This window comes from Chitinophaga ginsengisoli (assembly GCF_003014595.1).
Taxonomy (GTDB): domain Bacteria; phylum Bacteroidota; class Bacteroidia; order Chitinophagales; family Chitinophagaceae; genus Chitinophaga; species Chitinophaga ginsengisoli.
The window spans coordinates 81,027-101,622 of record NZ_PYGK01000022.1 but is presented as its reverse complement, the minus strand read 5'-3'; the positions used below and the strand labels follow the sequence as shown (position 1 = coordinate 101,622).

The following is a 20,596-nucleotide window of genomic DNA, read 5'->3' as shown; positions in this document are numbered from 1 at the left end:
TAGAGGTTCGGTCGAGGTAGCCTCATCCTCCCTTAATCTTCCGTTCCGGAACGGAAGATTAAGGGAGGATGAGGCTACCTCGACCGAACCTCTACCGAATCAACACCCCGGTTTCGGTGTCTCTGAAATGAGCTTTTTTACCGTCTTTATACCGCTTTAATACCGCTAATCCTGCGTTGATCCTACGTTCATGAACGTAAGATCAACGCAGGATTAGCGGTATTAAAGCGGTATAAAAGCGGAATTTAAGTGCAGTAATTTGCCCCGGGAAAAGGCAGAAAGGGGTATTCTAAATTTAAGTTAGCACTATATATCGTAAAATTTCACATTGAACACAAATCCGATCCCGTACACGTTCTTGATACTGATACCAGGATTCTGCTGGAAATATTTTCTGAACCTGGAAATGAATACATCAAGGCTTCGACCAACGAAATAGTCGTTAGAGCCCCAGACTTTGGTAAGGATCTCTTCGCGTTTGATCACGCGGTTTACATTGTGAAAGAATAACACCAGCAGGTCGCATTCCCTTGGTGTCAGCACGATTTCATCTCCCTGTTCTGTAACCAGTTTCAGGGAATCAACGAATAGCTGGGTGTTGCCTATAGTGATGACATTATTGGCTTTTACAACATCCGGCGCCACCACAGGTTGTTTACGTTTGATGATGTTCCGGATGCGCAACACCAGTTCATCCACATCGAAGGGTTTTACCACATAATCGTCTGCCCCGATTTTGAGACCATTCAGACGATCTGTTTTTTCACCGCGCGCCGTGAGGAATAGAAAAGGGACCTGGTTATTGATCCTGACTACATGTTCGGCCAGTTCGAATCCGTTCATGCCGGGAAGATTAACATCGATCAGCACTATATGATAGCGTTCCGGCGCCCGTTTAAAATCTTCCAACGCATCACTGCCGCTTTGTTGCCAGTTTACGTCAAAATCCATCAGTTCCAGGTACTGTTTTACTACATTACCCAGATCTGATTCATCCTCTACCAATAAAATACGATGTCTCATAGCTCTCAATTTTAATTTGAAGCAGCCGACCTGTTTACATTAATTACTAAAAAATATTTTATACAGGGATAACTATTACAAATGTAGTCCCTTTTCCTACTTCACTGTCTACTTTTAATTTCCATTGATGTGCATCTATGCACTGTTTCACATAGTGCAGTCCTAGTCCCAATCCTTTTGTGTTCTGCGTCAGATCTTTCTGATGTCTGTAAAATTTCTCAAAGATATGTTTGAGCGTATCTCTTGACATGCCGATACCTGTATCTGAGACCGTAATGTAAATACTCTCCTTGTCATTGCGGATATGTACCATCAGGTCTTTGAGCGGCTGAAGATTATACTTCACTGCATTGTCCAGTATATTCAGCATTAAGGTAGTAAAATGAAAACTATCCAGGTTGACTACCAGGTCTTCCTCTGCAGGTGTAAAATCAACCAGCACATTAGAAGAGGAAAACTTGATGCTGAAGTCGGTCAGAATTTCACTCACCAGCATATTCAGGTGATGTGGCTTTTTCTGCACGAATAATTTATCGACTGTGGCAAGATCCAGTACTTGTCCGAACAGCAGTTTCAACCGGTGAGATTGCCGTTCTATCACATCTGACAGCGATCTGATAGCCATCTTGTTATCCAGGATCTTTTCATTCTGGATGTTTTTGTTGGCGACCATAATGGCTGACAATGGTGTATGAAATTCATGCGTAATGTTATTGATAAAATCAGTTTTAACATCAGAGAGTCGTTTCTGCTTTATCCAGTTCCGCATGGTGATGAAAAATAGTAAAATAATGGCAAACATGGACAGGAGTGACATAGTTAGCATCAGGCGCATTTGCCGGAAAACCATCTGCCGGCGGTTGGTAGGTTCTGCGTGGAAGCTGAATGCCATGGCGTAAGTATAAGGCATGGCATTGCTGACATTCAGTCTTGCTACCTGGCTTCGTTCATCAGGATTCTTCAGATCGCCATAAAGGCGGATACCGTCAGACCATTGCAGTGAATCGTCTATCAGTTTATATTTCTTCCGGCTGTCATAGATATTAATATACTTCCTGTTGCCGGTCATAATATCGATCTTGGAAATGTTCAGTGCATACCGTAGTGAGTCGGTGATATGCTCGTGTTCACGGATCTGCCGCATCAGGCTGTCGACCGTCTGTCCTTTGATGAGTTGGTGGAATATTTTATTGAGTAGCTGTTGTGAGTAAACCTGGAATTTTGTGGTGTCTGTGTTGTAGAGTTGTTCCAGTGTTCTGAGCTGAGGCACCAGGATGCTGTCTACGATGGCCTGGCCCCCCGGATATAACTTATCATTGGTAATAGCCTTGCTGTATTCTTCATTGATCTTACTTTTTTTCTCATAGTAGAAACGCCTGTTAAGCAGATCATAGGTATTATAGACCAGAATAAACTGAACGAGTGCCAATACAAGAAAGCAAATAACAGATGTAGTTATGTAGATCTTAAAGGGATGCTTCATCGAAAAATTCCTGAAGAACAAATATATTCTTTCAGCCGGCAGTTTCAGTAAACTCCTTGATTTTCTACTCATATTTAAATATTGGAAATTTAATTTTCATTCACAATTTGTTTAAGATTGTTTACACTTCGTTTGCTTTCCATTTACAACTTTTCTGCAACCGCTTTGCTAACTTCGGTTCTCCGGCAGGCAATGCTGAATTATCGACTGCCGGATTTTTTAACTACAGACAAGTCCTGCGGGATCTTTGTGCTAATTACCACGAAATAGTACTCAGCCACCTTTAGAAGAAACAAACTACAGGCTGTACATTCTGTGCGGCTTGTAGGTTGTTAATCCATTAATGTCACTATCAGAAAAGATAGTTATAATATCAGCGATGTAAAAGTGAATAGTACCGGCCTTTAATTTGAAAGAAACAATTTCACAGGCGGTATAGGATGCTGATAAAAAATCCGGATGAATGCAATAGAATATATCAACGAAGTGCACTGCCAATTTGCGGTGCATTTTTGTTTTTAGCCATTATAGTCATTGTACGTGAACAGGAATCCGTGAACTTTTCCTGCCAATAAGATACTTCCATTTTTTTACAGATCGAAATATGCCCCATCCTACCAATATAGCCGGGTTTGCCCCCTTATTTCTGCCATAATGATGAGTTTTTTCAGATGAATATACTGATTTTCAAGTATTTTAAAACTTTTCTGCCGGGCTCACAGGCACATTAGTCTACCGGGATCTGTACAGAAAGCGCAATTTTTACCCCGTAGAGACCTGCTGGTCTTTGGAGTTGGGGAGAATTATTCCACATTTTACTATTAAAAACATACTGGCAAATAATTTGTTCTATTTAGTGTGTCAGCTTATTACTAACCCATTTAAATGTGAGATTATGAAGACGTATTCGAGCAAGGGTCAAAAAGCAATGAAGAGAAGTGTAGAGGGATCAAAAGCAGGTCAGACAGTGAACAGTGACAACTTTAGCGTGCCCCCGGCCGTCAGCAGCCAGTAACATATTCAACAGATTCTCTCGGACTTAACCTGCTATGGAACAAACCATAGTTGGACCCCTTTTTAATTGATTTAATTGTTTGTTATGGAAAGGCGTACAATAACAGTTTATATCGAAGGTAGATCGTACCAGCTTGCGATCACCGTGGACGATGTTGCAGAGGAAACAACATACGAAGTTATCACCAGCGGAAATATTCTAAGGGATTTTATGCCTGAAGAGATAGACTGGCAGGAAGATCGTATGATTACTACGGACGAACGGGTTAAAACTATTGAAAGTGAACAGATAGCCCGTATCATCTGGACAGACATACTGGATATGATGGAACACTAGAATCTGCTCTTCATATACCTACTATATTGGCTCAATATTACCATTCATATAAAAGTCTACATAAATAGTAGACTTTTAAAAATGAACTGCATATATTTGCATCGATTATCATTGTGCTCCCACCAAGAGACTAATGCAAGTAACCGGTAAGGTTACACTCTGCGCATTTATAATCAACCAACGATCCAAGTCTCAGTTATCTGATGTTTAAGCTACGAATGCCTTTTTGGGCCTGCGTTGCAGGTACCCTTATGATTGCCTGTGAACGCCGCAATACCGCTATGCCGGAACATTTCGGATATGGCCGGCCAGCTACGGAGAAAGAAATAGCAGCGATAGCTATTGCTATTCATCCGGATGGTAAAGGATTACCTGCGGGAAGTGGTACTGTGCAAAATGGTGCATTGATCTATGCTGCAAAATGTGCAGCCTGTCATGGCGCCACAGGTGTAGAAGGGCCATACAATATACTTGTAGCGCCTGATACCGTAGATGCACCGCCTTTTGATAAGGCGCCAAAACGCATAAAGGCTATTGGCAATTACTGGCCATATGCCACTACCATCTTTGATTACGTGCGTCGTGCAATGCCTTTTAATGCACCGGGCTCACTATCAGATAACGAAGTCTACAGCGTCACAGCCTGGCTGTTATATGCCAATAAACTGATCGGCGCAAATGCTGTCATGAATGCGAAAACCTTACCTGCCGTTGTCATGCCGGCCAGGAAATATTATGTCACAGACAGCAGAAAAGGAGGGGACGGACCATATGAATAACCATATGTGTCGTACAAAACTGTAATTCGAAACAGAACTTAATATGAGTCAAAAGATGACGCGTCGTCGCCTTTTGCTGGGAGGTGCTGCCACAGCCGCTGTGGTACTGGTAAAGTCATCTTTCGGCAAAATGGTGCAGACAGGTATTCCCGAAGCGGCTTTTGATCCTACCAGACAGGTGGGACCGCTGCCTGGTGTACTGGGTACAAGATCTCCATTTGAACATCCGCAGAGAAAGCCTTCCCTCACTTCTTCTCAGACGCCATTACAGGATCTCTACGGCATGATCACGCCTTCTGATCTGCATTTTGAACGCCATCATGCGGGTGTGCCTGCTATTGATCCCAATAGCTATGAATTGATGATACATGGTATGGTAGACAAGCCGACTGTCTTTTCCCTGGCAGATCTGAAGCGCTTTCCTTCTGTGTCGAGGATCTGCTTTATAGAGTGTTCCGGCAATTTCAGAAAGCCTGATAAAGAAAATATTACACCACAAGATATCTGCGGACTGACCAGCCAGAGCGAATGGACCGGGGTGATGTTATCTACCCTGTTCAGGGAAGTAGGCATTCATCCAAAGGCTACCTGGTTCCTGGCAGAAGGTTCGGACGCAGCTGTGATGACACGAAGCATTCCCGTCAGTAAGGGCTGGGAAGATGCTATGATTGTTTATGCACAAAATGGGGAGGCAATTCGCCCCCAGCAGGGTTATCCGGCAAGACTGCTGCTACCGGGGTGGGAAGGCAACACCAGTGTGAAATGGATACGCCGCATTGAATTGTCAGACGGGCCTTTTATGACAAGAGAAGAAACTTCCAAATACACAGAACCTGTAAAAGATGGTAAGATCCGGCAGTTCAGTTTTACGATGGATGCCCGCTCTATTATCACTTATCCGGCCTACCCTGCACAACTTCAAAAAGGATGGGTGGAAATAAGAGGATTGGCCTGGAGCGGACGCGGTAAAGTCCAGAAAGTGGAAATAAGTACAGATGCTGGAAAAACCTGGAACGCCGCACGCCTGCAGGAACCTGTATTAGACAAGGCGCATACTTACTTCAGATACTTATGGCAATGGAATGGGGACACTACCGCTATTATGAGCCGCGCTATTGACGAAACGGGCTATGTACAGCCAGCACTGCAGGAATTGTTCGCTGCCCGCGGCCTAGGGACAGGTTATCATCTTAATCCTGTTACTGCATGGCTGATCAAACGGGACGGGCAGGTAGTGTATAGTCCTGAGAAATGGAAATAGCATCATCAGTATAAAAATCAACCAACTATATGTCATTCTTTGATTATCGACAGACGCTTGTCATACGCCGGCTTGCGAGAAATGCAGGTTTCCTGCTCATTCCCGCTGTACTGGGAAGCGCAGAAATAATGGGGGCAGTATTGCCAGCTTCCAATAAACATGTTGTTGCCGGCAGGCTCCTGGCAGATGTTCCCGTAAAAGGAAAAGTAACCGATAGCAACGGCCAGCAATTGCCGGGGGTAAGTGTAAGCGTGAAAGGCTCAAAACGTGGCGCCCTGACACGTATAGATGGCTCTTTTGAATTAAATGCACCGGCAGATGCCGTGCTTGTTTTTAGCTATCTCGGTTATAAACCGCAGGAGGTAAAGGTAGGTGCAAACGCTCATCTCAACATACAACTGGAAACAGACGATAAGAAACTCAGCGAGGTGGTGGTAGTTGGTTATGGTACACAGGAACGCCGTAACCTGACCAGTTCTGTATCAACCATCAACGCTGCGGAAACGAGGAATGTACCTGTGGCGGGCTTTGATGCCCAGTTACAAGGTAAGGCCGCAGGGCTGCAGATCAACTCCAATACAGGTGTACCCGGAGATGGTGTCTTTGTACGTGTACGTGGTACTACTTCCATCAATGCAGGCAATGATCCTTTGTATGTAGTAGACGGTGTGTTTGTAAATAATACCAGCCTGCAGACGGTGAGTACCGGCGGTCGTGCTACCTCTCCTATTGCAGATATCAATCCGGCAGATATTGCCAGCATCGAAGTACTGAAAGATGCCAGCGCCACTGCCATCTATGGTTCACGTGGTGCGAACGGTGTCGTGATCGTTACCACCAAACGGGGTAATTACGGAGAGCGCACCAAGGTCAATGTGAATGTATCGCATGGTTTTGCAAAAGCACCGAAATTATGGGACCTGACAACCGGGCCTGAACATGCTACCCTGATCAATGAATACTGGATCAATACAGGTAAAGATAATCCCGCGCTGAACCAGACCTTTGCCAACCGCCCATTCCGCCCTGTTGCAGAAGGAGGGCGCGGACTGCCGGAAGAGCAGAAAACATATGACAGATTGGGTGAGCTTTTCCGTACCGGTCAGCTGGCAAACTATGACCTGTCGCTGAATGGAGGTTCTGAAAAGACGAAATTCTACATAGGCGCCGGTTATACAAAACAGGAAGCCAATATCCGTCCTGTATTCTTTGAAAGGGCCAGTCTGAAACTGAATGTTGACCATAAGATCAATGACAGGGTGCAGATAGGTGTGAGCAATGGTATTACCCGTTCCTACAGGAATCAGGCGCGTGCGGGTGATGGTCCGCAGGGAGGACTGCTGCAGTCGGCATTACATACACCTACCTATCTGCCGGAAACCAATGCTGATGGCACTCCTGCCCGCTGGGCCGGTTTTGACAACCTGCAGGTATTGCTGAATAACTACGATGTGCATACTATCAGTTTGAGGTATATCGGCAACGTATATGCGGAGGCGGAGATACTGCGTGACCTGAAGTTCCGCACCAGCTGGAGCGTGGATTATAACAACTATGATGAATCAGAATACTGGAATGATAAAACACAATTAGGCGCTGCGCCAACCAATGGCTTAGCTACATCTTCCATTACGCAGAACAGTACCTGGATCAATGAGCAGACATTGTCTTACCGGAAGAAGCTTGGCCGCGGACATACATTTGGCGCCGTAGTAGGTAATACGATCCAGCAGAATACACTGGCAAGGACTTTTGCTCAGGGAACAGGTTTCCCGAATAATGCTTATAAAGATATTTCTTCCGCATCCACCCGTACTGCCGGGCAGACCTGGACGCGGGGTACACTCGCCTCTTTCTTTTCCCGTGTTGATTACAACTACGATAGTAAGTACTACCTGGAACTAAGCGTTCGTGCCGATGGCTCTTCCCGCTTCGGCAGTAATCACCGCTGGGGATATTTCCCTGCCGTTGGTGCAGCATGGCGCCTGAAACAAGAGCAGTTCCTGAAAGATGTACAGTTCCTCAGTGACCTGAAATTAAGGGCTAGTTATGGCGTGACCGGTAACCAGAGTGGTATCGATAATTATGCTGCCCGTGGCTTATGGACAGGCGTTAATGGTTATCCTGATGCAGAAAGCGGTGGAGATAAAGCGGCGACCGCTCCTTTACAGCTCGCGAATCCTGACCTGCGCTGGGAGAAGACCACACAGGCCAACCTGGGACTTGATGCGGGTTTCCTGGATGGTCGTGTATCAGTCGAAGTGAATGTTTATTCCAAGAAAACCACTGATGTACTGTTGCAATTACCAGTGCCTTCCAATACCGGTTATACCACTTATTACTCCAATGCCGGTGAGATCAGCAACAAAGGATACGAAGTAGCTATCCGTTCTGAGAATATCAAACGTGGTGCGTTCACCTGGAATACGTCCTTTACCATTTCCGGTAATGTGAACAAGGTGGAAAAACTGCCGGTACCGATCACACAGTACAACCGCGACTGGATCAGGATGCAGCAGGGATACTCTATGTATTCCTTCTGGATGTACAAACAACTGTATGTAGATCCTAAAACGGGTAATGCGGTATTCCAGGATGTGAATGGAGATGGTAGTATCACGGTTGCTGACAGGCAGATCGTAGGCAATGCTTTGCCCAAATTCTTTGGTGGTATCAATAACAGTTTTTCCTGGAAATCATTTGATGCAGCTGTGCAGTTCAACTTCCAGTATGGCAACAAGGTATTAAACCTGAACCGCTTCTTTGGAGAAGGTGGTGGTACCCGCGATGCGAACAGGGTACTGTTTGCCAGTCAGCTGAAACGCTGGCAGAAAGAAGGGGATATCACAGATGTACCCCGCCTGACGAAGGTAGGCAACAACTATACACTGGAACAGAACAGCCGTTTTATTGAGAATGGTTCTTTCCTGCGCTTACAGGCGTTGACGGTAGGTTATACACTACCTAAATCGCTGACCAGCCGCTGGCATGTCGAGGCCTTACGTTTCTATTTTGCCGGGAATAACCTGTGGCTGCTCACAAAATATACAGGCCCTGATCCCGAAGCAAACGTGACAGCCACGCAGACCGTACAGGGTATTGACCTGGGTACGCCGCCACAGTCGCGCACCCTGCAGTTTGGTTTGAACGTGACATTATAGGAAACATTTAATGAAGAAGATCATGAAATTACTTATCCGCATATTACCACTTGTATTCTTGTTCACGTCCTGCAAAGACTTCCTGGACGTGCAGCCCCGCGATTCCGTTTCGGATGATGCGACCATTGTTGATGAAGCTTCCGCACAAACCGCGGTAAGAGGCGTATATCGTGAGTTGGGGGATGATGCCTATTATGGTTCTCTCTTTCAGACCATTGGTTATTTATCTGGTGACAATATCCAGTGGACGGGATCGCAGTCGGTGATACAGCAGTTCATTTCACATAATGTAAAAGCCGATAATACCAATGTGGCCACTGTCTGGGCAGGCATCTACTCGACCATCAACAGGGCCAACCAGGTCATCGATAAAGTACCCGGCGTGATAGATGCGACCTTTACGCAGGATGAAAAGAATGCTTTAATAGGTGAAGCCTATTTCGTACGTGCACTGGCTTATTTTGACCTGGCCCGTACCTGGGGCGGCGTACAGCTGGTACTGAAGGCCACTACCAACATCACCGATACCAGGGGTCTTAAACGGAGTTCCCTGGAGCAGACCTATGCACAGGTACTGAGTGATCTGCAGACGGCAGAACCGCTGTTGCCGGAAACCACTAACCGTTATCGTGCCACCCGGAAAACGGTATGGGCATTAATGGCCCGTTTTTACCTCTACAGGCAGAATTGGGAGCAGGCCGAGGCTTATTCCTCAAAACTGATACAAGACGCCAAATACGGCCTTATAAAGCCATATAGCGCCTTCTTTGCCAACAATGTGGTGGCTACAAACGAATCGATTTTCGAAATATCCTATAGCGCCAACAATGTGAATGCGCACCGTGGTTACTGGCAGCCCCCTGCCAATGGCGGTACACGCCAATGGGCGCCTAACGACGCCTTTATTGCGCTGATCAATGATCCGGCGATTGGCGGTAACCGTAAGGCGGCCGTGGCCATTACGAACCAGGGACTGTGGTATGGCAACTTCTATTACCGTAGTCCTGCTACCGATCCTGCTTATGTACTACGTATTGCAGAACAGTATCTCATCCGTGCAGAGGCTAGGACGCAATTAGGCGAGCTGGAAGGTGCATTGGAAGATCTTGATGCGGTGCGAGACAGGGCGGGGCTGACAGCCAGTACTGCTACTTCTCAGGGAGATATCCTGCTGGCCATTGAAAATGAGAGAAGGCTGGAGTTTGCCTTTGAGCCTCATCGCTGGTACGACCTGGTGAGAACCAACCGTGCTGCCACAGTGCTGGGTGTGACAGACGCACGCAGATACGTGATGCCTATTCCAGCTGTGGAACTGAGTGCAGATGGCGCTTTAGATCCTAATCCCGGTTATTGATATTTCACAACATAAACATTGCAGGTATGACACATCCGGCAAACTTATTACCACCGCAAAAGTGGAAAGCATCCTGGAAGATCCTCTTCCGCTTCTTTTTCATCTATTTCATCATCCAGTGTATTCCGCTGGATGTGAAGTATTTCAGTACCTTATTCCACATTCACTGGGGAGCACTGAGCTTCAGGGATATTTTTTATCTCGCCAGGTATACTCCTAAATTTCTGCCATCTGATAGTCCTTTCGGCGGCTTTGCAGACTGGGGAATTATTGCTTTCATTGCCCTGATCGGCACACTGGTCTGGACTTATCTCGATAGGCAACGCCAGGAGTACAACCAGTTGTATTACTGGTTGCGCGTCATTGTTCGCTACCGGCTGGCGATCGGCGTCATAGCTTATGGGCTGCTGAAATTGTTCCCACAGCAATTGCCATATCCTTCCATCAGTCAGTTGAATACACAGTACGGCGATCTGTCGGACTGGAAGATCTTTGCTATGAGCACAGGTGTGGTGCCTTCTATGGAGACCTTCCTGGGACTGGTAGAAACAGTGGCAGGGCTACTGCTGTTCAGCAGAAGAACCGCCACTATTGGCGCTGGCATCATCATCACATTTACCGGCAATGTATTCATGTCTAATCTCGCTTATGAGGGCGGCGAATATGCATATAGTTTTTACCTGGTGATACTGGCCTTATTCCTGTTGGCATATGATGCAATACGCATCATTAATCTGCTGACGCTGGAACAGCCTACCGCCCCTAATACTGTACGGCCTTATTTCGCGAAGCCGTGGCACCGCAGTGCAAGGATCGTATTGAAGACCCTGTTCATCTTTTTCTTCGTAGGCCTGTATGGGTATAAGACCTATGCCAGCTATCAGCATAATGGATATCAGTATCCGGAAGCACCCGGACTGACCAATGCAGCAGGTATCTACAATGTATCAGCGTTCCGGATCAATAACCAGGAGCTACCCTATTCACTAACAGATACCGTGCGTTGGAAAGATGTGGTGTTCGAGAAATGGGCTACGCTCAGTATCCGTTCCAATCGCTATGTACACCCCGATCTGGCTAATACGGAGGAGATCTATCCGAAAGATGAAGAGAAGAATTATGAGCTGGCAGGTTCTCAGAGCAGGCATTACTATAGCTATGGTATCGATGCATCCCGCCAGGTATTGTTCCTGCAGAATAAGAATAAATACCATCAGCAGGAAAAACTGGAGCTGCATTATACGCGACCCGACAACAGCCGTATTATTTTGTCCGGTGTCAATGAAAAACATGATTCTGTATATGTCGTGCTGGACAAGATCAACAAGCAATACCCATTGATTGAAGGTCGCCGTAAACCGCTTAAACTTTAAAATCAACGTTATGTCTGATATAGCTAATTCACCTGTCATCACGCAGGCAGCACCGATAATACCGGATACTACCAGTCAGGCTGCCGCTGTACAGGGTAAGCCCTGGAATGCATATCAAAAGTGGGCATTCCGCATTGCCTTTATCTTTTTTGTGATCATGAGTATTCCCACCAGCTGGAATTGGTATACTCATCTTTTCACGATGGACTGGATACATCTGAAGTATCGCGATGTATATGATATTGCGCGGTTCCAACCTAATCTCTGGAATGTGGATTCGGAGAGTGGTCGGTGGGGAATTGCCAGTTACACCAGTTGGGCAGCTGCACTGGGTATTGCCGTTATAGGAGCTGTGATCTGGAGTTTGTTTGATCGTAAAAGACTGGAGTACAATCTGCTGTATTACTGGCTGCGCGTAATTGTGCGGTACCGTGCCGGTATAGGTATCATCGGGTTTGGTTATACCAAGTTATTCCCTGTACAGATGCCGTATCCATCTATCTCTAATCTGCATACCAATTTCGGCGATTTTACCGCACAGAAGATCTACTGGTTATCGATCGGTATTGTGCCCTGGTACCAGGTGTTTGCAGGCATTGTGGAAGTAGGGGCAGGTATGCTGTTGTTCTTCCGTGGTACAGCTGCTATCGGAGCTGTGCTGCTGGCAGGAGCACTGGCTAATATCACCTTTGTGAATCTTGCCTATGATGGAGGTGTACATGTGTACGCCGCATACTTTGTATTGCTGGGTGCCTTTGTGCTGGCGTATGATGTACCGAAGATCTACAACCTGCTGGTATTGGAGCGTTATACAGTGCCTGTACATTATTATCCTTCCTTCACGAAAGCATGGCAGAAGTATGGACGTTGGGCATTGAAAGCCGGTACTTTTCTGTTGTTTGTATTTATACTATTTTACCTGCAGATGTGGAACTATCTGTATGATCCTTATAAGCAACCTGTCGAAAAAGGATTGGCTGGTACACGTGGATATTACAATGTGACGGAATTCCGGTTGAATAATAAGGTGATCCCTTATTCACCGCTGGACTCCATACGTTGGCAGAATGTAACCTTTGAGAAATGGTCCACTATCACTTACCAGGTGAATAAACCAGTGTGGCTGGACCTCAGCAACGGTGGTGGTTCCCCGAAGAATGATATAGATCGTAACTTCGAACTGGCAGGTGTAGCAGGTGGCAGGAGGTTCTTTTACTACGAAGCTGACACCGTAAAACAAGCGCTGTCCCTGCGGGATAAGAACAGAAGCGCTTCTAACCAGGGCCGCGAACGGCCGCGGCGCAATGCTACTGATCGTCCGAATACAAGTAAGAAGAAAGATGCCCCGTTTGTTTTGTACTACGAAAGACCCAGTGACACGCGGATTATTCTTCATGGCTTAACACAGAATAAAGATTCGATTTACGTAATTTTAGACAAAGTAGATAAGCAATACCTGCTATCGCCCAGCAAACTGGAAGCGGGGCAGTATTAACATATTCAATCAGGGACCAGGATGCTATGGTTGTAAACAAAACACCGATAGGCTCCGTCAGGAGCCATGTTGTTTGTAGCGCGGGGTGACAACCCCGGGATCAATCGGGTGGTACCCCCCCGGGTTAATGACCCGGTGATACCCCGGGAGGGGCGTTAACCCCTGAATCATGGTCCCTGATTTTCAAATGAACGCAATGCATAAAAACGAATACGACGCCATCGTTATCGGATCAGGACCTAATGGATTGGCAGCAGCTATTGCAATGCAACAGCAGGGACTTGCTGTATTGCTGATAGAAGGACGGAATGAGATCGGAGGAGGCCTGCGTTCAAAGGAGCTGACATTGCCGGGGTTTATGCATGATATCTGTTCCACGATCCATCCTATGGCGGTCACCTCTCCCTTCTTTAGTCAGTTACCGCTTGAGCAATTTGGATTGTCGTATCTCTATCCTGCTGTAGATGCAGCACATCCTTTTGATGGAGGTACCGCGGCTGCTTTATATCCTTCGCTGGAAAGAACGGCTCAATTACTCGGCGCTGACAGCCATACTTATACGAATCTGTTCAAGCCCTTACTGAAAGATTTTAAGGGACTGACAGAAGATATACTGGGGCCATTACAGTTTCCAAAACATCCGCTGACACTGGCAAAATTCGGACTGAAAGCCTTACCATCAGCCATGCACCTGGCTAAACGTTTCAAGACAAAAGAAGCCCGTGGATTGTTTGGCGGTGTGGCGGCACATGCTATTCAGCCATTGACGAATATTGCCACAGCGGCTATCGGACTCGTACTGACGCTGAACAGCCATGCGGGTGGATGGCCGACCCCACGTGGCGGTGCAAACGCGTTAGCGACTGCTTTAGGGAATTATTTTGTTTCGCTGGGGGGTGAGATTGTAACGGGTACCTATGTGAATGCGTTGAAAGAATTACCACCTTCAAGAGCCGTGTTGCTGGATGTAACACCACGTCAGCTACTAAAGATCACGGGAGATAGATTTTCCTCTTTTTACAAATGGCAGTTGCAACGTTACCGTTACGGCATGGGAGTGTTCAAGGTAGACTGGGCGCTGGATGGGCCGACTCCATTTACAGCTGCCGCCTGCAGGGAAGCCGGTACTATTCATCTCGGCAATACCATTGAAGAAATTGCTGCGAACGAACAACGTACAGCAGATGGACATCATCCTGATCAACCGTATACCTTGTTTGTACAAACAAGTGTCTTTGATAATACACGTGCGCCGAAAGGCAAGCATACTGCATGGGCTTACTGTCATGTTCCCAATGGGTCTACGAAAGATATGACGGCAGCTATTGAGAACCAGGTGGAACGTTTTGCGCCGGGTTTTAAAGACCTCATTATTGGCAGGCACGTGATGAATACAACCGACATGGAAACCTATAACCCCAATTATATCGGTGGAGATATTAACGGTGGTATTCTCGATATCACGCAATTGTATACACGACCAGCCATGCGATGGTCTCCTTATACTACGCCTGCCAAAGGTATTTATGTATGTTCTTCTTCCACACCTCCGGGAGGAGGTATTCACGGTATGTGCGGTTATCATGCTGCAAAGAAGGCATTGAAAGATGTTTTCGGTATCAGGATTAAATGATCCTTTAACTTCTGTTAACATTCCGTTTGATATCCATTGACAGCTTTGCCTGCAATTGCTTGCTATATTAGTATGATCGTATATCGTACGTGTGTAACCCGTTTTGTGAGCTCTCAGTATCAACCAATGTCAGACCACGCGAAAACTTCACGTTGAACCTATGTTTAATAACAATCAATAGCGCCTTTATTCACAAACCTTAAATGACCAATTACTATGCGTATGCGTAATTTTACAAAGTTGTCTTTGTATGTAACCCTGCTATGCAGTACTGTGCCGGCCCTCGCACAGACTGACATAACATCTGCCGCCGGCGTACTGACGGTACAGTATTCCAACTCGAATGCAGCAGAGAACTATCCTAAGGTGATAGATAACAATGTCAATACGAAGTATTACATTGACAAAACAGCGATCTGGATACAGTTTGAAGCCGCCAGATCGGCGATCGTTAACCAGTATTCTATCACTTCTGCAAATGATTTTGATACCAGGGACCCGAAAGACTGGAACCTACAGGCCTCTGATGATGGTAAAACATGGACTACACTGGATACCCGGACAGGTCAGGCTTTTACTGCACGTTTCCAGGTGAAAACGTATTCATTTACCAACACAACGCCTTATCTCTATTACCGGTTAAATATTACTGCTAATAACGGTGCAGGTGCTATCCAGTTCTCTGAATGGGAGCTGACAGGTACTTTAGGCGGACCCGCTTCCGGGCCGAGCGGATTGACCGCTACATTGCAGCCAGGTTATAAGGCAAGCCTCAGCTGGTCTGACAATGCGACCAATGAAACAGGTTACCGTATTGAAAGTTCGCTGGACGCCATCACCTTCCTGCCACGTGCAACCGTAGGTGCTAATGTGACCTCTTATACAGATTCGTCGCTGAGCATCGGCACCAGCTTCATCTACCGGGTAAGAGCGGTAAACGCTACCGGTGTATCTGTTGCAGATACTTCTGCTGTTGTGACAACCGCTGATGTGCCTACCGGTACTGATATCACCAACTTTACAGATGCTGTGGTAACAGATCAGTACAATACTACGGGTGTGGAAGGATTGGCGAAAGTGGTAGATAACAATACTTACAGCAAATACCTGGCATGGGCGCCTGTGACCTGGATCCGTTATTACTTACCGGGTGGTGCTGTTGCTACAAAGTACAGCATTACTGCCGCAAATGATGCGGCAGACAGGGACCCGAAGAACTGGATATTCCAGGGTTCTAACAATGGTACTACCTGGACGGATCTGCAGGTACAGACTAATCAGCTGTTCACGACAAGATTTAAGAAACGTACTTATGTAGTGCCTAACACCACTTCCTATCAATATTACCGTTTAAATATTACGGCTAATAACGGTGCTGGTATTACACAACTGGCGGAACTGGAAATATTTGGTGCAGGCGCTGGTGCCGTAGATACCTCCGCTCCTGCCGCTCCGAGCGGATTTACAACACAGACGGTTTCCAGTAATCAGATCCTCCTGAACTGGCAGGACAATGCTGCAACAGAAACCAGCTATCGCCTGGAAAGAACTACAGATACACTGAACTGGGATGATGCGTTTGTACTGGCTGCGAATACCAGCCGCTATTTCTCGCTGGACCTGGCGCCCTTGACCACTTATTACTACAGGGTGAGAGCTGAAAATGCAAATGGTGTATCTGCATGGATAGCAGGCCGTAATACTACCCTGACTGATGTTGTACCTGCAACGTGGCAGGAACACTGGGCTGGTCATACGGAATTATTGTCGCGGGTATATAGCAACAGCAGCGTAAATATCTGGTTTGACGACGCTGTAAGTCGTTCTGCTACCTGGATGAACCAGGACTTCACAGATGTATGGGAGTATGTAAAACAAAACTATGGTTCTTTCAGCGATCCTAAAGTGAATATGATCTTCCATAGCAAAGCAGGATATTCCGGCGGACATCCGTCAGTAGTATTTGATGCCGATCATGACTATAAGAACTCCGGCGACCTGGGTGGAAGCTGGGAAACCAGGGAAGGCTGGAACCTGCATGCTTCCATTCATGAAGTAGGTCATATCGTGGAAGGCGGCAGCAAAGGCATTCATAACTCACCTTCATTCCCTATATGGGGTGACAGCAAATGGGCGGAAATATTCATCTATGACGTCATGAAACGCCTTGGATGGACAGGAGATGCTCAGCAGGCTTACAATGATTTTGTGGTGAAAGAGGAAAGTTTCCCTAAACCTGGAACACATTGGTTCCGTGACTGGTTCTTCCCGATCTATGACAGGGCAGATTCCAGTGCGGCATTAAACCGTTATTTTGACCTGCTGGCGCAATATTTTCCGCAGCATAATGGTGAATATACCCGTAACCTGAACCTGGGAGAATTTATACACTTCTGGAGCGGCGCAGCACAATTCAGTCTTGAGGCGCAGGCAGATACTGCTTTTGGTTGGTCAAAAGATGTGGAGATGCAGTTTAAACAGGCGCAGATAGATTTTCCGTTCACTTATCCGCAGCCACTCAATATCAATACAACGGCAGTAGCTCCGGTGAAGGAAAAATCAGTATTGAATATCTGGCCTAACCCTGCCAGCAATACGCTGAACCTTTCTTTGCCTGCAGGTGACAAAGTGTATACTGTAGATGTATACAGTATTGCTGGTGTAAGAAGACTGTCCCAGCGGATAAAAGGGAATTACAACAACCTGAACATTTCTTCCCTGCCGGATGGCGTGTACATTGTTACCGTGAGGGACAATAAACAGGTGATCCAGAAGGAGAAGATCGTAGTAAGCAATACTTCCCGTTAATCAAAGTTATATAATAGTAGTTCCGGTCTGCCTACGGTGGGCCGGAACTTTCATTTATAAATCGTCAAATGTTAGTAGCTGTTACACGCCTGCTATGATAATGTGGAAGGTCGCGCCTTTACCTGGCGAAGATTCTACATGCAGATGTCCGGCATGGTTGGCCATGATACGTCTGCATAGTGATAACCCTATACCAGAACCGGGATATTCGGAACGGTTATGCAGGCGTTTAAAGACTTCAAAGATCTGGTCTGCATATTTCTGATCAAAGCCAATACCATTGTCGCTAAAGGAAATATCAAAGTATTGTTTATGACGATCTGGCTTGCCCAGATAGATACCGGCCAGTTCTCCTGAAATGGGCCGGGATATAATTTCAATCACCGGACGAACGTCTGGCTGCGTAAACTTCAGCGCATTGCTCATCAGGTTATAAAATAGCTGGTTGATCTGCAGGGGAATGCCTTGTATAACCGGTAATGGTCCTATAACGATTTCCGCCTGCTTTTCCTCTATGACCAATTCAAAATCGCTGATCACACTTTGCAGCATAATCGTAAGATCTATTTCCCGCATCATGTTCCCTTTTTCCAGCAGGCGTGAAAATTCCAGCAGATCTTTGATGAGCATGGACATTCTCTCGGAGGACTGGTTGATCTTTTCCACTAAGCGTTTATGATGGAGAGGAAGATCTTCCTGGTGATTCAAGAGGTCGGCATAGATACGGATCTTTCGCAATGGTTCCTGCAGGTCGTGGCTGGCTACGTATGCATATTGTTCCAGTTCCAGGTTGGAGCGTACGAGGTTAAGGTTGGCATCCTGCAACTCTTCGTTCATTGCGGCCAGTTCTTCATTGGAGGCGGCCAGTTCTTCCGTTCTTTCTGCCACTTCCAGTTCCAGTGTATTTTGATATACGAGTAGTTTATTTCGTGCCAGCACCTGTTCTGTAACGTCGATGGTCATATCCACAACAGCATACACTTCTCCTGCGGCATTCAGCAGTGGCTTATAGGTGAAATTGAAGTAGAAGATCTCTGGTTTACCATTAATGACCAGCACTGACCTGGCTTCTTTTTCATGATGGGGGATACCGGAGGAATATACGTTGTCCAGTATCTTCATGAAGGGTTGATCATTCAATTCAGGTACAGCTATTCCCAATGGTTTGCCCAATACAGCATACCCTTTGCCCCAGAATCGGATCATGGGTTCATTAGCTACTTCTATAATAAACCGAGGGCCTACGAAGAGAGCTGTCGCCACGGGCGCTTCTTCTACCAATGAACGGAAACGGGCTTCACTTTCAAGCAAGGCCTGTTGTACATCCAGTTCCGCTCTGAGGTCACGTGCCACACAGGCAACCGCGATAGGTTCGCCACTCATGGGACTATCGAGTCTGAACGCATTGGTATGAAAAGGGATCTGTTCACCTGTTCCCTGATGGGTATAATATTGTCTTCCCATCCATTTGCCTGTATTGACAACAGCGGGCAGGACCTCCCTTTCCAGTTCTAACAGGTGTTCCAGTGTGAATATATCCCTGATATTGCGGGTGAGGGCAGATAGTTTATTACCTATTCCAAGCAGCTTCATACCGGCATCGTTCATATAAGTTATAGTGCCATCCATGTTGGCAACAGCAATGAGGTCACCGCTGTTTTCCACCAGCGTCAGCAACTTTTGCTGTTCCTTTCTGGCGGCCACCTCATTACTGATATCGAAGGAGATCACCAGTATATTCTCTTTACTGTTATTCTGATCATTGATGCCAGCTATATTTACCTGTACCCAACGGTTGCTACCATCTTTCCGCCGGTAACGTTTTATTTGGTTAAAGACGTCCCGTTTCCCCTGCAGGAGCTCTTCGAAAAGCTGGTTGTTCTCCTTCCGGTAATCTGTATGTATAATGTCGAGATAGGATTTGCCGGTGAGCTCTTCTGCATGATATCCTAATAATACCGCGAATGCCTTGTTCAGCATCCGGAATCTGCCTTGTCCGTCAAGGAAGGCCATTCCAATAGCGGCATTATTAAACGAGAGAGAAAAACGTTGTTCTACTTCTTTTAACAGTCTGTCCTGTTCTTTCTGAGCAGTAATGTCCAGGCAGATGCCGGAGAAAGAAACAGGTGTACCGTTTATATCGTATTCATATTTACCGCGCAACTTCCCCCAATGGATGGAACCGTCATCCCAGATGAAGCGGGCCTCATAATGAAGCGTGCCGGTGTTTTCGGCTTCTTCATAGGCCTGTTCTCTTATTATTTTGTCGTCGGGATGCACATGGCTGATCAATACATCGCGGTCTTTAATGACCGTATCCCTGTTGCCGGTCAGGATGTAATATAAATTGGGAGAAAAGTCGATGGTATTATTGATGAGGTCTATTGCGAAGATACCTGCATCAGATGCATCAACGGCAAGCGCAGCCATTCTTTCTGCTGCCTGGGCTTTTGCGTTAGCGGTTACTTCGGCCGTAATATCCTGGCTGATACCTGAAAGACGGGTAGCTATCCCTTCAACACTAAAGTATGCCTGTCCTTTAACATTCAGCCACAACACATTTTTATTGTCTTCAGTAATACATCTGAAGCGAATATTGAACAGATGGTCTGCATCGGGTTGTAAAGCCTGTTTTACCGCTTCTATGATAGCCGGTTGATCGGAGGGATGGATATGTCCCATGACAGATTCATAGGTAGGCTCTTCCTTCTCATCCAGGCAGAAAAGTACTCTGCACCGGTCATCCAGCACGATTTGACGGTTAAGTATATCTACATCCCATATGCCGATCCCGGCAGCATGTAATGCAAATTTTATCTGTAATTCCTGGTCTCTGGGAATAGATTTATCAGGTCTTGGCACTTCACTCATTTTC

12 protein-coding genes are annotated in these 20,596 nt (G+C 46.3%); 9 read left to right on the top strand and 3 right to left on the bottom strand.

Annotated elements, in window-relative coordinates:
• Positions 1-306: 306 nt before the first annotated feature.
• On the bottom strand, positions 307-1,023 hold the full coding sequence (locus CLV42_RS31810; protein WP_106605983.1) for a response regulator transcription factor: 717 nt from the start codon (positions 1,021-1,023) through the stop codon (positions 307-309).
• Positions 1,024-1,081: 58 nt separating this feature from the next.
• Entirely contained in the window at positions 1,082-2,578 is a 1,497-nt protein-coding gene (locus CLV42_RS31805; RefSeq protein ID WP_106605982.1) for a sensor histidine kinase, read from the bottom strand.
• Between the two features lie 1,027 nt (positions 2,579-3,605).
• Between CLV42_RS31805 and CLV42_RS31795 the strand changes: the two genes are divergently transcribed.
• The 9 genes from CLV42_RS31795 to CLV42_RS31755 all read left to right on the top strand — a co-directional run bounded on the left by CLV42_RS31795 (position 3,606) and on the right by CLV42_RS31755 (position 17,721).
• A complete protein-coding gene (locus CLV42_RS31795) occupies positions 3,606-3,857 on the top strand; it encodes a hypothetical protein (RefSeq protein WP_106605980.1) in 252 nt (83 codons plus the stop codon).
• Positions 3,858-4,060: 203 nt separating this feature from the next.
• Positions 4,061-4,636: a c-type cytochrome gene (locus CLV42_RS31790; protein ID WP_245901791.1), complete on the top strand. Its 576-nt coding sequence runs from the start codon at positions 4,061-4,063 to the stop codon at positions 4,634-4,636.
• Positions 4,637-4,679: 43 nt separating this feature from the next.
• A complete protein-coding gene (soxC, locus tag CLV42_RS31785; protein WP_106605978.1) occupies positions 4,680-5,897 on the top strand; it encodes a sulfite dehydrogenase in 1,218 nt (405 codons plus the stop codon).
• A 29-nt stretch (positions 5,898-5,926) separates the two neighbouring features.
• Positions 5,927-9,058: a SusC/RagA family TonB-linked outer membrane protein gene (locus tag CLV42_RS31780; protein ID WP_106605977.1), complete on the top strand. Its 3,132-nt coding sequence runs from the start codon at positions 5,927-5,929 to the stop codon at positions 9,056-9,058.
• Positions 9,059-9,080: 22 nt separating this feature from the next.
• Positions 9,081-10,412, top strand: a complete 1,332-nt coding sequence (locus CLV42_RS31775) for a RagB/SusD family nutrient uptake outer membrane protein (RefSeq protein WP_245901790.1) — start codon at positions 9,081-9,083, stop codon at positions 10,410-10,412.
• 26 nt (positions 10,413-10,438) lie between these two features.
• Positions 10,439-11,785: a hypothetical protein gene (locus CLV42_RS31770; protein WP_106605975.1), complete on the top strand. Its 1,347-nt coding sequence runs from the start codon at positions 10,439-10,441 to the stop codon at positions 11,783-11,785.
• Between the two features lie 10 nt (positions 11,786-11,795).
• On the top strand, positions 11,796-13,280 hold the full coding sequence (locus CLV42_RS31765) for a hypothetical protein (protein WP_106605974.1): 1,485 nt from the start codon (positions 11,796-11,798) through the stop codon (positions 13,278-13,280).
• A 196-nt stretch (positions 13,281-13,476) separates the two neighbouring features.
• Positions 13,477-14,913: a phytoene desaturase family protein gene (locus CLV42_RS31760; RefSeq protein ID WP_106605973.1), complete on the top strand. Its 1,437-nt coding sequence runs from the start codon at positions 13,477-13,479 to the stop codon at positions 14,911-14,913.
• A gap of 222 nt (positions 14,914-15,135) precedes the next feature.
• Positions 15,136-17,721 (top strand): fibronectin type III domain-containing protein, encoded by a 2,586-nt coding sequence (locus CLV42_RS31755; protein WP_146154539.1) that lies wholly within the window; start codon positions 15,136-15,138, stop codon positions 17,719-17,721.
• Between the two features lie 81 nt (positions 17,722-17,802).
• Here the strand turns inward: CLV42_RS31755 and CLV42_RS31750 are convergent, their stop codons facing one another.
• On the bottom strand, positions 17,803-20,592 hold the full coding sequence (locus CLV42_RS31750) for a PAS domain S-box protein (protein ID WP_106605971.1): 2,790 nt from the start codon (positions 20,590-20,592) through the stop codon (positions 17,803-17,805).
• Between the last annotated feature and the right edge of the window lie 4 nt (positions 20,593-20,596).